The sequence below is a fragment of the Brevibacterium sp. FME17 genome, assembly GCF_014897515.1.
Classification (GTDB): Bacteria; Actinomycetota; Actinomycetes; order Actinomycetales; family Brevibacteriaceae; genus Brevibacterium.
Genome location: NZ_JABUYD010000010.1, coordinates 18,621 through 34,354, shown reverse-complemented (window position 1 = coordinate 34,354; position 15,734 = coordinate 18,621). Strand labels below are relative to the sequence as shown.

14 protein-coding genes are annotated in these 15,734 nt (G+C 62.2%); 3 read left to right on the top strand and 11 right to left on the bottom strand.

The window, feature by feature from the left end:
- Positions 1–624, top strand: a complete 624-nt coding sequence (locus INT40_RS10655) for a GNAT family N-acetyltransferase (RefSeq protein WP_226831174.1) — start codon at positions 1–3, stop codon at positions 622–624.
- Here INT40_RS10655 and INT40_RS10650 read toward each other — a convergent pair.
- From INT40_RS10650 to INT40_RS10620, 7 genes are all read right to left on the bottom strand, one after another.
- On the bottom strand, positions 605–1,003 hold the full coding sequence (locus INT40_RS10650) for an iron chaperone (RefSeq protein ID WP_319021975.1): 399 nt from the start codon (positions 1,001–1,003) through the stop codon (positions 605–607). The two genes, INT40_RS10655 and INT40_RS10650, sit on opposite strands and share 20 nt — an antisense overlap.
- Before the next feature lie 22 nt (positions 1,004–1,025).
- On the bottom strand, positions 1,026–1,553 hold the full coding sequence (locus INT40_RS10645; protein ID WP_226831151.1) for a YbjN domain-containing protein: 528 nt from the start codon (positions 1,551–1,553) through the stop codon (positions 1,026–1,028).
- Between the two features lie 31 nt (positions 1,554–1,584).
- Positions 1,585–3,036 carry a glycosyltransferase gene (locus INT40_RS10640; protein ID WP_193096059.1) on the bottom strand — a complete coding sequence of 484 codons (1,452 nt, stop codon included), beginning with the start codon at positions 3,034–3,036 and terminating at the stop codon, positions 1,585–1,587.
- 9 nt (positions 3,037–3,045) lie between these two features.
- Entirely contained in the window at positions 3,046–3,861 is an 816-nt protein-coding gene (locus INT40_RS10635; protein ID WP_193096058.1) for an alpha/beta hydrolase, read from the bottom strand.
- A gap of 21 nt (positions 3,862–3,882) precedes the next feature.
- Positions 3,883–4,206: a DUF2516 family protein gene (locus tag INT40_RS10630; RefSeq protein ID WP_193071220.1), complete on the bottom strand. Its 324-nt coding sequence runs from the start codon at positions 4,204–4,206 to the stop codon at positions 3,883–3,885.
- 169 nt (positions 4,207–4,375) lie between these two features.
- A complete protein-coding gene (locus INT40_RS10625) occupies positions 4,376–4,882 on the bottom strand; it encodes an AzlD domain-containing protein (RefSeq protein WP_193096057.1) in 507 nt (168 codons plus the stop codon).
- A complete protein-coding gene (locus INT40_RS10620) occupies positions 4,879–5,700 on the bottom strand; it encodes an AzlC family ABC transporter permease (RefSeq protein ID WP_193096056.1) in 822 nt (273 codons plus the stop codon). The genes INT40_RS10625 and INT40_RS10620 overlap by 4 nt, the downstream gene beginning before the upstream one ends.
- Positions 5,701–5,765: 65 nt before the next feature.
- Between INT40_RS10620 and INT40_RS10615 the strand changes: the two genes are divergently transcribed.
- Positions 5,766–6,389, top strand: a complete 624-nt coding sequence (locus INT40_RS10615; protein WP_226831149.1) for a helix-turn-helix domain-containing protein — start codon at positions 5,766–5,768, stop codon at positions 6,387–6,389.
- Positions 6,390–6,401: 12 nt separating this feature from the next.
- Here INT40_RS10615 and INT40_RS10610 read toward each other — a convergent pair whose 3' ends face one another.
- Positions 6,402–7,550 carry an FUSC family protein gene (locus INT40_RS10610; RefSeq protein WP_193096055.1) on the bottom strand — a complete coding sequence of 383 codons (1,149 nt, stop codon included), beginning with the start codon at positions 7,548–7,550 and terminating at the stop codon, positions 6,402–6,404.
- Positions 7,551–7,634: 84 nt separating this feature from the next.
- On the opposite strand from INT40_RS10610, the gene pepN reads away from it, so the two are divergent.
- A complete protein-coding gene (gene pepN, locus INT40_RS10605) occupies positions 7,635–10,457 on the top strand; it encodes an aminopeptidase N (protein ID WP_193096054.1) in 2,823 nt (940 codons plus the stop codon).
- A 259-nt stretch (positions 10,458–10,716) separates the two neighbouring features.
- Here pepN and INT40_RS10600 read toward each other — a convergent pair whose 3' ends face one another.
- The 3 genes from INT40_RS10600 to INT40_RS10590 form a co-directional block, all read right to left on the bottom strand.
- On the bottom strand, positions 10,717–11,805 hold the full coding sequence (locus INT40_RS10600; protein WP_193096053.1) for a C40 family peptidase: 1,089 nt from the start codon (positions 11,803–11,805) through the stop codon (positions 10,717–10,719).
- Positions 11,806–12,290: 485 nt separating this feature from the next.
- Positions 12,291–13,364, bottom strand: a complete 1,074-nt coding sequence (locus tag INT40_RS10595; protein ID WP_193096080.1) for an LLM class flavin-dependent oxidoreductase — start codon at positions 13,362–13,364, stop codon at positions 12,291–12,293.
- Positions 13,365–13,452: 88 nt separating this feature from the next.
- Positions 13,453–15,717 (bottom strand): HNH endonuclease signature motif containing protein, encoded by a 2,265-nt coding sequence (locus INT40_RS10590; protein ID WP_193096052.1) that lies wholly within the window; start codon positions 15,715–15,717, stop codon positions 13,453–13,455.
- Positions 15,718–15,734 lie beyond the last annotated feature (17 nt).

Sequence of the window (15,734 nt, the reverse complement as noted above, 5' to 3'; positions counted from 1 at the left end):
ATGCAACCGACTCCATCTGGATTCTCCGTCTTCGAGGCCGAGACGATCACGCTGGCCGACAGGAGATTTCTGATTCGGCGTGCCACCGAGTCCGACGTGCCAGGCTTGGCGGCCCTGCTTCGCGATGACGCTCTCGGTGCCAGTCGCGAGGGTTCCGGCGCCGAGGAGATGGCCGGCTACCAACATGCGTTCAGCCTCATCGACTCCGATCCCAATCAGCTCCTCGTCGCGGTTGACGAGGTCACAAATGATGCCGAGTCACACGGTGCCGAGTCACACGGTGCCGAGTCACACGGTGCCGAGTCACATGGTGCAGATGCACCACAGCAGTCGCCTGAAACCCGCCCGGCTGCCCTTGTCGGAACCCTGCAGCTGACGTTGATCCCGAGCCTGTCACGGCGAGGTTCGACGCGGCTGCAGATCGAAGCGGTGAGGGTCGGGCCGAATGCTCAGGGGCTTGGTCTGGGCACGGCTGTCTTCGACTGGGCTCATGACTGCGGGCACCGGTTCGGGGCGTCGCTGGCTCAGCTGACGACCGATAAATCACGCGCGGATGCGCAGCGGTTCTATGCCCGTCTCGGATACGAGGCCAGCCACGAGGGCCTCAAGCGCGATCTGAGCTGAGCCTCACATCCACTTCACGCCGTCGACTTCGAACTCGCGGATGCGGTGAGCGATCATCTGCGCAAGCCAGGTCGGTGGCGATCTCGCGATCGCAGTAGAGCTTGATCGAGCCTTTTCCAGTGTCGAATTCGCTGAGTCGATCGGCGAAGGCTTCTCTGGTGCTGGGGGTGAACACGAAGTTCGCGTGCTTGGAGCAGCCAGCGAATGCGAAGAGGATCGTGTCCAGCGAATAGGCTGGGTTCCCCCACTTGAGGCCCTCCTCCGCTCCGGGTGCAGCGGTGCGGCTGAAGGCACCGAGGCGACCTAGAAAATCCCGCGTGTGCGCATCCTCGAAGCCTGCGATGTATTCGTCGAGATCGGCGGGCCTGCTCGTGTCCACTCATTTGGTCATGATCCGATCCTCACGCCTCAGGCTTCTCCAGGAATTCGTTGTCCGACCCGCTGAGGATGTCTTCGAAGGCCGCGAGGTTCCGGGTCGATTCCCCACGACTGATCCTCCAGGCCCACTCCTTCTTCATTCCGGTGAGGAAGCCGATGAGCAGGAGTTCATTGAACGAGGAGTCGGCGGTCGCCAAAATCGCCCCGAGCAGTGAGTCGAGTTCGTCGAGCAGCCGGTCCCGGGGAACGCTGGCTCCCAGATACACATCGCCGAGGGTGTCGATTCCGAACGACACCGGCCCCGGCTTCATGTTCTTGATGAGCAGCCAACGGTTGAACTCCGCGGCATTCTCATCTGGATGGCGAATGACGAACGCCTGCAGCTGCACCGTTCGCGCAGAGATGGTGATCGACACGGTCGTCTTCAGTTTCTTTTCGCCGGGCAGGACCACAGCGATCTGCGAGTCCTCAACGGCGTCGACCTCGACCTCGTTATCGTGCGCCCACTGCCTGACTCCAGCCAGGATCGTCTCGGTGTCGGTCGTCATCATGTGTCCTTCCGTCAGCGATTCGTTGACATGTTCAGCAGGTGCGCCCAACGAGGCTCGTCGTCGGATTCGATTCTTCCGTGCCCGCCAGCGTCGTGTCTGCGGTAGTCCTCAGCGGCGCGTCTGCCGTGGTCGTCACCGTCGCGTCTGCCCGGGTCGTCAACGTCGTGGTCAGTGCCGAGTCCGGCACCTCGAGGGCGCCGAGCACCGTCGCTGCAGTGGCCGACCAGTCGAATCGGGCGGAGCGATCTGCCGCATGACCTGCGAGTTCGTGCCGCAGTTCATCATCGAGGAGTATGTGCTCGAGTGCCATAGCCCAATGCCGGGGGTTGTGGTCGGCGATGAGCACGCCCGAATACGCGTGCTCGACGATATCGGGCAGGCCGCCCACCGCCGAGGCGATGGCGGGCAGCCCCGATGCCGATGCCTCGGCCGCGACCAGTCCGAAGGATTCGCTGCGTGAGGGGACAAACAGAATGTCCGCCGCACGATAGTAGGTGACGAGTTCGTGTGCGGGGACCGGAGGTCGCACCTCGACGCTGGGTTCGGCGGCGATCGCCGAGTTCAGTTCGTGCAGGTACGGGGTGGCTGATGTCGACGCTTCCTGGCCGGAGACTGCACCGAGGAGGATTCCCCGCGTCCGCGACGCCAGGTGCGGGTTGTTCTCCCGCAGGCCCGATATCGCATCGACGACGACGTCGGTGCCCTTGATGAACTGCATGCGCCCCACGTAGAGGGCGATGAATTCGTCCGGGTCGAGCCCCAGCTCGGCTCTGGCCTGAGCTCGATCCCCCGGGGAGAAGAGTTCGTGGTCGACGCCGGGCCTGGCCACCACGACGGTGTCAGCATCGGCGCCGAGTTCGTAGATGAGATCGCGACGTTCTGCCGGAGTGTTGGCGACGATCAGGTCCACCGCCGAGGCGATCCTGTCCTCAGCTTCCAGACGCTGAGGACGCTCGTGGCTGGTTTCAGAGTCGCGGTTTTTGACCGCGCCGATCGTGTGCATGCTCACGACGATCCGGGGGCGCTGAGCGGGCCTGGTCGCGTCACCTGTGACGTCTGCTTCCTGCAAGCGAAGTTCAGGCGGGCGAAGCTCCTGGGCACGAAGTTCCTGGGCGCGCAGTGCCGCCTCGGCGGAGATCCAATAGTGGGCCCAGATCAGGTCGGCCGAAGTGAAGCTCGGCTGGGTCAGGAGGAGCAGTGCGAGTTCGTCGATGGCGTCGGCAAGTTCGTCCTTGCTGGCCGCCTCGATCGGCAACTGGTGGAGCCTGACGTTCTCAGCAATCTGGAGGGTGTCGATACCCAGCCCGTCACGGTGTCCCAACCCGTCGATGCCGCTCGGATCGGCGGTGAAGACGTCGACCATGTGACCGGCGGCTGCTAAGGCACGCACCGACTGATCGACGTAGACATTCATACCTCCGGCATCACCCTGACCCGGCTGAGCCGCAGGCGAAGTGTGGAGGGAGAGAACGGATATGCGCACTGTGCCAGTTTAGCCAAAGAACTCGCCGAGGATCCGGCGCACTTCGTGACGACCGCGCCACAGGATCGAACCTGCAGGCAGAACCTCCAAGCGGGCCGCGGGAATCGCGGCTGCAATCGCCTCGGCGACCTCGACCGGATGTGCCGGATCATCTGCATGGGTGAGCACGAGGACCTCTCCGGGGAATCGAGCCAGAGCACTCAAGGGGTCGTTTCCTGTGCTCTCGTCGACGGCGATCTCGAGAGCCAAGCCGAGTCCGTCCGACATGTCCGTGTCGACGAGATTCTCAGCCCTGGTCTTCGTCCAGGCTCTGACTGGCAGGAGCTCGGCCACCCCTGCCGGTTCGCGCGAGAGCATGAGATCCGTGATGGATTCGACGTCGCCGGAAGCGACCGGGCCGCGCAGTTTCTCCAGGTATGCACGGTTGGCTTCGGCCACCTCGGCGGAGAATCCGGTGAAGGATGCCGGGAGCACGAGCGCAACCTTCTTCAGGTTCTGCGTTCTCGGATCAGTGGTGCTCAGCAGTCGCAGAAGTCCGCCGGCGGACATCGAGACACCGAGGGCCTGTGTCGCCGAGGTGGATGTCAGGGCCTGTGCCAGCGCCTCGGCGATCTGGCCGTAGTTCCACCCCGGGCCCGGTGAAGGTCGGCCACCGTGGCCGGGGAGGTGGAGGAAGTGTTTGGTGCCGGTGACACCGGTGCCGAAAGGGCGAGTATCACGGATCGCGCCGGCGAATCCGTGGCCGAAGAGCGTGTGAGGCTCACCGCTGCCGAAGGTGGCGATGTAGTCGGTGTCGGGGCCCGGAAGATTGAGGTCTTTCGTCATCAATGCGTGTTCGTCGCCAGCTCAGCGCCGGTAGTTCCGATTGCGATTGCGCGGGTCGATGGCTTTGATCTTCGGACGGACGTCGGTGAGGTAGACGATTCCGGCCACGAGCGCGATCAGGTTGAGGAAGATGATGCGCATGCCCATCGGCGGAAGCGCGATGACTGCGAGGGCAAGGCCGATACCCAGCAGGATGACCCAGAATTTCTTGCTCTGCTTGTCAACGGCGCGGTAGTTTTCGTCCTTGTAGCGGAGGCAGTCGATGAACGCCCACAGCTGAAGGCCGAAGGCAGCGACCGACAAGGCGAGAAAGACGATGCGCTGAAAGCCAGCAATGATTTCCATACCATCCAGCCTAGCAATCGCAGCTCTTCCGGACATGGAGCTGGCTCGGATCTTGGGCGAATCCCCACGCTCGGTTCACTCTCCACACATGAATCGCCTCGACGGTGGGAGCGCACAGATCACCGGTGGTCGGAGCGCACAGACCGCAGGCGGCCGGAGTTTCAGTCGTTCACAGGATCCCGGTCATGCGAATGCCAGCGCATACGCCCATGCCCACAACTACGCAGATGAGCATCGGGGCTCGCAGTATCGAGGCAAGGACTCCCACGCCGACGCCGATGAGCCGTGCCGGGTCTGCAATGTCCTGGCCGTCGAAGACCGCCGTCGTCGCGAAGACCGCTCCGATGAGAACGACCGTCGCGCGATCCATCCACTTCGTCACCGTCGCCGTCGAGTCGACTTCCGACTCCGCCGGCTTCTCAGAGGACTCTGCTGGACTGCCTGCTGACGCTGAGCCGCCGGCTGACGCTGGGCTGCTTCCCGCCTCTGGGCTGCTTGCCCCCACCTCTGGACTGCTTCCCGCCTCTGGGCTGCTTGCCCCCACCGAGGTGGTCGCGAGCTGTCGGCGTTTGCCCTTCGTGGCGATCGCCGCACCGAGCTTCACACCGGCGAAGCGCATGGCGTAGGTTCCGATGCTCAGCGCGGCGAGCGCGATGAGGAAGCTGACCGGGCTCATCGGCTCCCCTCCTGTCGATCGAAATCGTCCACGTCACTGCCATCGACCTGTGCTGGCCCTCCGCTGGCATCGGTCTGGGCTGGCCCGTCACCTGTGGTCTTCTGGGCGGTGCCACCTCGGCGCTTCCTGATGGCTGCACGGATCGACCAGCCGGCTGCCACAAACACGAACACCGACAGGGAGGTCACCGCCCCGAGGCCGAGCGGCAGGATCGGGGTCAAGAGGATCGCGATGACCATGCCCGCAACCGTGAGCGACAGCGTGGCTTTGCTCTTCAGGTCTCCTCGGATGAGGCAGAAGAGGATGATCGGGAAGGCCGCGTCGAGCCCGAGCATATCGGCGTCGATGACATTGCCGAGCCACTGCCCGACCATGGCGCCGCTGGGCCACATCAGCGCGATGGCCGCACCCATGAGGAGGAACGCGTGCCACTGGGCACGGTCGGTGGTGACCGTCCGCGAGACTGCGATCGATTCGTCGTTGACCCAATGTGCGGCGATGAGTGCGCGCCAGTCCTGCGGGAAGAACCGTCCGACGGACACACCGAAAGCGAAATTCCGCGAATTGACCAGCAGCCCGGCCAGCACCGCTAGGACCGGTGCGCCACCTGCGGCGATCACGCCGACGAAGGTGAATTCGGCGGCACCGCCCAGGGCGAACATCGCCAGCAGCAACGTCTGCCACCACGGGAATCCGGACACCGCCGAGATGGCCCCGTAGGACAGAGCGACCGCGATGATCGTGATCGTGACTATAGCGACGTCACGATAGGTCGAGCCCGGAAGCACCCGATTGATCGTGCGGAACACAGAACTCATGTTCTATATACTGCACACTCTCCACTCGTTCGTCAACTAGAACGATTTGTCGCTATAGTGAACCCATGAGTTCTCAACCACGCGATGAGACCACCGCGAACGACACAGCCGACAACTCCGAACCAGGGGACCCCTCGTCTGCCCCAACTCCGCGCGAGCAGATCGCCGTCGCCATCAAACGAGAGCGGATGCGCGCGAACCTCTCCCTCTCCGAGGTTGCTCGTCGGGCTGGAATCGGAAAGTCGACCATGTCCGGGCTGGAAGCTGGAGCCGGCAACCCCAGCGTCGAAACGATGTGGGCACTGGCGGCCGCGCTCGACATCCCCCTGGCCAGACTGCTCGATCCCCCACAGCACGAGGTCGCGCTCCTGCATGCCAAGGATCTGCCCAGCCTGCCGTCGAACACCGCGAACTATGCGGCGACTCTGCTCTCGGCGTCCCCATCGAATGCCCGGCGTGATGTCTACTTCATCCAGGCCGAACCGGGGCAGCCGCGAGACTCACAGCCGCATCCTGTCGGCACCATCGAGCACGTGATCTTAGGGCAAGGAGCGGCACGCATCGAGGTGCTCGGGCAGGCATACGAACTCCACGTCGGCGACTACCTCACCTACCCGGGCGATCAGCCGCACAAGTTCACCGCACTCAAACCCGAGACGACTGTCGTCTTCATCGTCGAAAGCCGCTGAACCGTTCGAGGGTCACTCCGCAGGGGGCCCGCCCGAGTCTCGGGTGTCTTCACTGAGGGAGGGAAGTCGGTTCTGGGCGGCCTCGTTGGTCAGCCCGCAGGCTTCGAGCAGGTCCACGGCAACGGGGCGCAGCAGCAGGACAAGAGACTCATCATGGATGTCCCAGCTCTTCTCCGCGCGAGGATCGAGGCTGGAGGCGGCTTCGGTCAGCGCCGCTTCGGCCAGGGCACGATCGGTTCCTCGGCGCAGTGCAACTTCGAGCTTCTTCGACCCTTCGGACAGTGACCCCACATAGCCGGCGATGATCGGTTTCTCCACACCGAATTCGGTGATTCCCACGACTCTGCGAGCAATGACTCGAATGGTCCTCATGGCACGATCGGAATGGGTGTGAGCACGGGACAGCCTGGTCACCTCGGCGGAATGACGCCTGCCTCTGGCATTGATCATCGCCGCTTCCCTCGAGATCTTGAGCGAAGAGCCCCACGAGTCGATGATGTCCTGAGTTTCACGGGCCCGAGTCAGCGCACGTTTGGCGAGTGCGACATCGGAGTCCTTGAGCGCTCGAGACATCATCTGCAGAACGGCGCTGATCTCGTCGAGCATGCTGGCAGCCAGTCCGCGTGGGACCTTGCGAGCGTCGCGCGGGAGGATGAGTGCGAGCAGGATCGCACAGATGGACCCGGTGAGGGCGTCGAGCGTGCGGGGAAACGGCATGCTGGTAGCAGTGGCAGGGACCACGACGACGTAGACGGACTGGACGGCGATCTGAGTGATGAAGATGCCACCGGAATTGAGCATCGTGCCGATGAAGAGGCCGATGGCAAGAGTGACGGTGAGCTGCCAGATCCCGGTGCCGTAGACGTTGACGAGGACCTCGCCCACGAGCACGCCGAAGGTCGCGCCGAAGCCGATCTCCATGGCTCGACGCAGACGACGATCTGCGACGGGGCCGATGCCGACGGCAGAGGCGACCGCTGCGAGAAACGGATAGGGATGGCCGAGGACATAGACGCAGAAGGCATAGGCTGCGGTGGCGGCGATCGGGATCTGGATCAGTTGCCCCGCGTTGGCCTGCACCCGTCTGAGACCCATCCGAGATCGGTGCAGCAAAGTGTTGAAGGCGCGCTCGGGCAACTCCCTGACCTCGGACTTCGCCATCAGTCCCCCTTCGTGCTCGCTTTCGCTGTACCCAGCGTACCGGAATTGTGACATGCTAAAGTCTGTGCGCCGAGGAGGCTATGAATGACAACCAACCTGACCCGAGGTGAAGCGCAGAGCCGCACCCAAGTGCTCGATGTCTCGACCTACACCGTCGATATCGACGTCAGCAACGCGGAAACCGGAGCTCCGACATATCTGTCGCGTACCGTCGTGGAGTTCAACTCTCGCGCCGACTGCTCCACATTCATCGACCTGATCGCGGATTCCGTCACATACGCTGAAATCAATGGCAAGATCCTCGACCCCGCCGAGGTGTTCGACGGCGCACGCGTCGGTTTCCCCGTCCGCAGGGGAAAGAATTCCCTGCTGATCGAGGCGCAGGCCTACTACTCCACCTCGGGAGAGGGACTGCACCGCTTCACCGACCCTGCCGACGGCAATGTCTATCTCTACACTCAGTACGAACCGACCGATGCCCGCCGCGTGTTCGCGAACTTCGACCAGCCGGACCTCAAAGCGGAGTTCATCTTCAACGTGACGGCTCCCGAGCACTTCCAGGTTCTGTCGAACCGAGCCGAGACGAGTCAGGGACCGAGCCAGGAGACGTACCCCGAGACGGTCGACGCGGATTCCCCCGCGATCACCCACCATTTCGCTCCGACGCTGCGGCAGTCGAGCTACATCACCTGCATCACCGCCGGCCCATACGAGGGCGCGACCGATCACTGGACGGATCCCGCGACGGGAGAAGTCGTCGCACTGGGCGCATGGACCCGCGCCAGCCTCGTCGACCACCTCGACGCCTCGGACATCTTCTCGATCACGAAGGCCGGGCTGGATTTCTTCAGTTCCGAGTTCGACTACCCCTACCCGTGGGGCAAATACGATCAGATCTTCGTTCCGGAGTACAACCTCGGCGCCATGGAGAATCCTGGACTGGTGACGTTCACAGACAGCCTGATCTTCCGGGACAAGGTCACCGACGCGATGTATGAGTCGCGGGCGAACGTGATCCTGCACGAGATGGCCCACATGTGGTTCGGCGATCTCGTGACCATGAAATGGTGGGACGATCTGTGGCTCAAGGAATCCTTCGCCGACTATATGGGCGGGCTGGCGCTGGCCGAGGCGACCCGCTTCACCGACGGCTGGGTGACCTTCGCACTGCGCCGCAAGGCGTGGGCGTACACGCAGGACCTGTACCCGACCACGCACCCGATCGTCGCCGACATCCCCGACGTCGAGGCAGCGAAGCTCAACTTCGACGGCATCACCTATGCCAAGGGTGCGTCCGTGCTCAAGCAGCTCGTCGCGTTCGTCGGTCGTGAGGCGTTCTTCGCGGGCTCACGTCTGTACTTCAAACGCTTCGAATACCGCAATACCGAGCTCGCCGATTTCCTCGAATGCCTCGCCGAGGCGGCTCCTGACCGGGACCTCGCCAGCTGGGCCGGTGCATGGTTGGGCACCTCCGGAGTCTCCGAGCTGTCGTTGGAGCTGACGACGAGCAGTGGATCAGGCACCGGCAGTGAATCTGCTGCCAGCAGTGCCGCATCGTCGTCACGACGCTCCGGACGAGAGACCATCACCAACGCGCGGATCACTCAGGCAGATTCAGCTCGCGGTGCCCAGCTGCTGCGCCCGCACACGCTCGAGATCGCCACGCTTGGACGATCGGGACGCAAGCTGGTCCCCATCGACACTTTCTCCTTCGACTTCTCGACTGAGTCCGCCGAGGTTGAGCAGCTTGCCGGGCGCACCCTCGGCGATATCACGCTGGTGAACTACGCAGACCTCGACTATGCACGTGTGCGGTTGGATCCGGCGTCGACGCAGGCTGCGATCAATTCGGTGTCCCGAATCGCCGATCCACTGTCCCGGGCATTGGTCTGGTCGGCATTGGACAATGCTGTTCGCGATGGCCTCCTACCCGTGCAGAGTTACCTCAAGGCCTATGCCCGCAGCCTGGGCAAGGAAAGCCATGCGGGAATTATGGCCGGGCTGAGCCAGACGGCGCTGACCTGCCTGGATCAGTGGGTTTCGGAGCGGAACTTCGAGACCGCGATCTCCGGTCTGCTGGGTGCTGCTCTCGACGCATTAGCGACGGCCCGGTCCGGTTCGGATGCTCAGCTGCATCTGGCGAATCTGGTTCTTGCCCTCACCTCGCGTACAGCACGCTGCTTTGAGTCCAGTGCTGCGATCGCGATGGGCCGCAGCTTCGCTTCGCAGATTCTCGCTGTTCCCGTCGGCGAGGAGATCGATCGCCTGTCCCCGGGCGCAATGGCCGAACAGAGAACCACTCCAACTGGTGGGAACAACAGCGGGGCCGGTTCTGCTCGAGCTGAGTCTCCGGACCATGCTGCGGCGGCACTGCCGTTCAAGGGCCTGCTCAATGATCATGCGCTGCGATGGAATGCACTGACCGCGCTCGTGTGCCTCGGCTGGGCAGACCAGACCGATATCGCTCGAGAGAACCAGTCCGATCCCAGTTCATCGGGTCGCCTCCATGCAGAGACGGCGAGTGCGGCCATGCCGCTGCCGATCGTGAAGATCCGCGCATGGGAAGTCATCAACGAAGCGGCCGCGCTGAGCAACGATGTGCTCTCAGCCATTATCTCCGGTTTCGTGGCACCCACGTCGATACCGCTGATCGAGAACTATGTCGATGAGTACTTCTCGCGGCTTGCCAGCTTCTGGAGCGACAATTCGATCGAGATCGCTCGGCGTCTGGTGCTCGGACTCTATCCTCGCTGGTCGGTGGACGAAGAGGCCACGGTTGAGAAGACCGATGCCTGGTTGGACGCGCACACTGACGCCCCAGCTGCGCTGCGCCGTCTGCTCATCGAGCGACGCGACGATCTCGCTCGGGCCATCTATCTCAAGTCGACCCAGAGCTCACGACACTGACTGGCTCCTCGGCTGGCTTGCTCTTCGGCTGGATTGATCGGCTCGGGCAGCTTATTCGGCGCGGTTAGTCCGATTTGCTCAGGTATCCCGATCAGTCGCCCGTCGGGCGTCTGTCGGGCGTCTGTCGGGCGTCTGTCGGCCAGGAGAATGACCACAAAGGCGAAGGCCGATCCCCGTTTCATGCGGGGAATCGGCCTTCGCTCGTCTGTGCGACGTCGATGCCGGTCGGGAACCAGCCGATCGCCTCGTCTCTGCTCGCTCAGATCACTCGGCGGGCCCCTGAGAACTCATTGCCGGTGTCCCACGACTTCCAGTCGGTGACGTAGACGGTTTTGGACGCATTAGGCGAATGGATCATCTTGCCGTCGCCGATGTACATTCCGACGTGATGGACGGTTCCCGAGCTGGTCGAGAAGAACAGCAGGTCGCCGGCTTTGAGGTTGCTTTCGGAGACCTTCTTGCCGGTTGTGGCCTGCTCTCCCGAGTCGCGAGGGATGTCGATGCCATGTGCGCGGAAGATGCTGTAGGTGAAGCCCGAGCAGTCGAACCCGTAGGGCGAGACACCGGCCCACAGGTAACGCAGACCGTCGAACTGCTTCGCGGTCTTGACGAGGTCAGAGCCGCTGGGCTTGTCCGGCTTGCCATCGGTGTCGTAGACGGCAACGTCATCGACGTCGATCCAGGCGGCTCCGCCGCCGGGGAGTGCTACGCGCACATCGTCGACGTCTTGGGCGATGAGTGGAAGATCGACGTTGAAGCTGACATCAGCACCGGTGTCCTTGGTGAATTCGATGCCTTCGAGTTCACTCTTCTTCTTCGTGACGACCGCGCGGGGCTGGTCATCCTTGAGCTGCCCGAACCGGTCGTTTTCGACTAGTTGCTTCTTCGGCACCCAGCCGGGGTAGCCCGTCTTGTTCTTGGAGGTCGTCTGGTCTTTGATTGCGACCTGGGCCCAAGCACCCTTGGTTTTGAGGACAGTGACTTCGGAACCGTATGCGGCTTGGGTTTCGACCTTGCCGGTGAGATCGCGCCGCACTTCGGTCTTCTTGAGGTTCTTGTTCCATTTGTCGAGGTCGACAGGATGGCCGAGGGCTGGCTTGTCGACCTTCCGGGGCGCTTTCGAATCGGTCCACAGAGTGGCAACAGTGACATCGACGTAGGCCGTTTCGCCCTTTTCAATCTTGCCGTCAGTGATCCGCTCAAGCTCCTGGCCTGGGACGACTGCAGCTTCCAAATCGGTTGCAGATTCTTCATCGGTCGACGTCAGATTGCTCGACAGCGCAGGAGCGCCTGCGCCGAATACAAGTCCGAGCCCAAGTGCCGCCGAAACAGCAATTTTGGTACGCATTATTTCTCTTTCGGTCTGCGGGTGTCACGCCCGCGTGGGGGAAGTCTCCGAAGGTCATTCGGTATGCGTGCTCCGCCACTCATGGCATCGACCGGTATCGAAATCTGTGGTCTACATCGATCGAACCCATGCGCATCGAAGCGCCGCACAGTGCCAATATTACCGCTCGCCCGAAAGCGGGCGACAACGTCGACACTGTGGCAGGATATCGCGATGCCACGTTGAAAAGAAGTGCCCTTGTCCGAATCGATATAGAGATGAGACTTCAGGCCCTGAATTCTGTTGAAGGCGGCGTCCTCGATTCGGGACGCCGCCTTCAACTAGGGACTACTCCTTCCGCCAAAGACACCTCCTCCAGATCAGCTTGGCGTGTTCACGTCAGGTCGTTGCTATCTGTCGAGGTAGGTCGTTGCAGTCGGCTGGACCGGGGCATTGCAATCAGCTGTGGCCAGCCCGTGCCTGTCAGTTGAGGTGAGTCGTTCCTGTCAGTCGAGGAACTCGGCTGCCAATAGTTCAAGAGACTGGATCCGGGCAGCATCCTGTCGGAGATCCTCCCCCTCCATCGCTCCGGCGACGGGCTGAATCATGATCTCATCAACCTCAAACCGGCTGGCGAGCTCTTCGAGCTGAGCCCTGGCAGATTTGGCGTCGCCGATGATCCAGTTCTCGGACATCTCTTCACCGACCATGCGCTCCTGATCCGTCCTGACTGAGCGCACGTCATCGCCGGCCAAGTGCAGGGGCTCCATCCGGCCACCGGTTCGCAGGCGAGACATCTGCAACAGGAACGGCTCCGAGCGCAGTTGTGCTTCTTCTTCGGTCGGCGACACCACTGCATTGACTGTGACGAAGGTCTGCGGCCTGTCACCGTAGGCGCCCGGGGTGAAGTTGTCGCGATAGATCTTCATTCCGGTTGTGGCACCTGCAGCGAAGTGGCTGGCGAAGACGTAGGGCATGCCGAGCTGGGCAGCCAGTCGGGCGGAGTAGCCCGATGAGCCCAGCAGCCAGGGCAGGGGCTGTGTCCCGGGCACAGCTGCAGGCGTCGCGTGCAGGACGTGCTCCCGCCCGCCGTGGAGCGGAATACGCAGCCCTTCGGGTCTCATCAAGCTCAATGTGTCGATGACGTGCTGCGGGAATTGTTCGACGGGGTCGACGGTGTGGCCTTCACGATCAACCATTCGTCCTTCGCCGAGGTGACCCCTCATTGCCGCCGAGGTGATCGGGTCCGTGCCGGGCGCCCGCCCGATCCCCAAATCGATGCGGTCACCGTAGACCGCTGAGAGGAGGGAGAAGAGTTCCGCTACTGCCAAGGGAGCGTGATTGGGCAGCATGACACCGCCGGATCCGAGGCGGATGCGTTCGGTGCCCTGACCGAGGTACATGAGTTCTGCGCCGGGCATCGTTGAGGCGATCGATGGCATGTTGTGATGTTCTGCAACCCAATAGCGGGTGTAGCCCAGCTTGTCTGCGGACTGAATCAGCTCGTGGGAAGCAGCGAATGAATCTGAGGTGCTCTGTCCGATACGGACCGGCACAAGGTCAAGAATAGAAAGTTCCATGCTCAAGGCAACAGCCTCCCCATCAGGTTCATTCCGCTTCAACTGCGGGACCTGCGGCACACTTCTCCCCTGTGCTGTTCAACTTCCACTAATCGAAAAGCGTATCTGTGATCTCTTTCGCAACGAATCGTGCGTGCAGGATCGGACGTCGGGAGGGATCGATCGACGCGGGTGGCACCCATGCTGGGCGACCGTCTTTGAGCATCACGGTGTGCCAATCAGACTTGTCGATCAGATGGTGGTGCGATCCGCATGTCAATGTCAGGTTATTGACATCCGTCCTGCCCTTATCTGCCCACGGAACGATATGGTGAGCGTCGCACCACCCCGGCGGAGTGTCACAACCGGGGAATGTACATCCTTGGTCTCTGCTGGAAATGATCGCCAATTGCTTCGAGGTGGCGAATCGTCTTTCGGTGGCAAGTTCCATCGTCTTCGTCTTCTCACCCATGAGGTGGAAGAACACCGAGCCGTTCAGCCCTTCGTAGGATGCCGTCTGCATCGGAAATGCTGCTTCCGCGTCGGTGAACGCGCGACCGGACTGCTTCGCCAGATCCTCAGCCTTCGCCGTGACCACGAGTGCGAAGGGCGAACCTGCCATCACTCGATTCATTTCTATCCGACCGATCATTGTGGCGAAGCGTTCATAGATTCTGTTCTTCACGCTCGGCTGGCGGCCGGCCATCGCTTCCAAGGAGCCGTCTTCTCTCACGCCATATCCGGGTGGTACATCACGGTCGCCCTGACCACTGGACTTCTTCGCATCGTCCACCCCGTCGCTGGGTTTATGGTCGAAGCCAAGATTCAGAGACGGGTCCACCGCGTCTGGTCGCTCGCCTTGCAGGACTTGGTTGAATACGTCGACCACTTCCTGGTCGGCGGCTGAGGTGGCATTTGCGCCTGTGGCCGACTCGCCTTGCTCCTCTTGTGTTGAAGTCTCGTTGTCATCAGCTTTGATTCGCGAAGTGAGGTGTCCGCTCATAATGCCGCCCGTAACGGGATCGAGGATTCCTCTGAGTGCCCAGGTTCCATCTTTTCGCTGGCGCAGACTGACCGAAAATTCATCACGTTTTGTGGCCTCATCTGGCAGCTCACCATCTGGGTCGAGCCATCCGAGAATCTCGTTGAACAGTTGCTGGATGTCCTTCACACGCACAGCCGGTGCCTTTTCGACCAGGATTCGCTCTGCTTCGAGCTGTTCGTCTTGGCCGATTCGAGACGGTAGGTTCATCAGGCATTCGATAATTGTGCTGGCCTGCGTTGATGACAGCGATCCGTTTCTCAGCGCTTCGGACACCAGGGGAAACTTCGGGCCTATCGACTGGCCGCTGAAGTTGACCCGATCTCCAAGCTTTTCGGCCAGGACGGAGCGCCGATACGCTTCTCGCTCGGAGAGGTTGAGACGATTCTGGACCAAGGCCTTCGTCGTCTTCGCTCCGTAGTCCCGGGGAGACCCCACCCGCTCGAAGACGGAGAGAGTCACGACGGAGAGCGATTCGACCAGCCTGTTGACTGTCTCAAGCCCGTCCACCACCGTTATCGCGTCGTCGGGACTCATCGGACGCTTGAGCGATTGGAAGTCGGCGGCGAGGCAGCGCAGCCCCTGGATACTGCTCACTACTTCGGGAGCGATGCGAGCAAGCTTCGCCAACCCATGCTCGTCAAGAAGAGGATGCTCCGAAGTGGGGTCACCATCGGAGCCAGTGACGGCAGTCTGAGTAGAAGCGGAGTCGGTCTCGCTTGCGCGTCCCGGGCGGTACGAGGATTGCCCGCCGTTCAGTTCGGTGGCGGACGGCACGCCTAGAGAGGCTGCCCAGTCCTCTTCTTCGCTGCTACCCGAGACGTCTTCGTCAGCGGTGCGCTCGGCCTCGGCTTCCTCAGCCTTCCTGCGCATCCATTCTTCTTTTTCAGCGTCCAGCTCTGCGGCACGACGCTTAAGCTCAGCCTCCGCTTCCGGATCATCAACGCTCGCATCCCACAGGCTGCGGCCGCTCCAACGAGCCCGCCGCTTCGCTTCTGTATGCTCGTCAAGCTCTGCCGGTTCCGCAGGCTCACCGAGCCCTGCAGGTTCCCCCGGCCCTGTGGGTTCGGTGATTTCGACAGGTTCGACAGGTTCGACAGGGTGCTCTGCATCGGCGAATTCAAAGTCACTCGGAGGTGGCGACGCTACTTCGTCGAAGCGATCTGCCAATGGGTGCCCGTCCAAGTCGAAGCCGGCCCCGCGCAGGAGCTCTCGATAGGTTGGAGCACCTCCACATTCGTTTTTCTCTTCCTCACCCGCAGGGACAGCGGAAGAGGCGGCTTCTTCGGGCCTATTCTGCTTGTCACGCTTGCGGTCGGGAGTGAGGGTCATGATCTCGGAATCCGTTC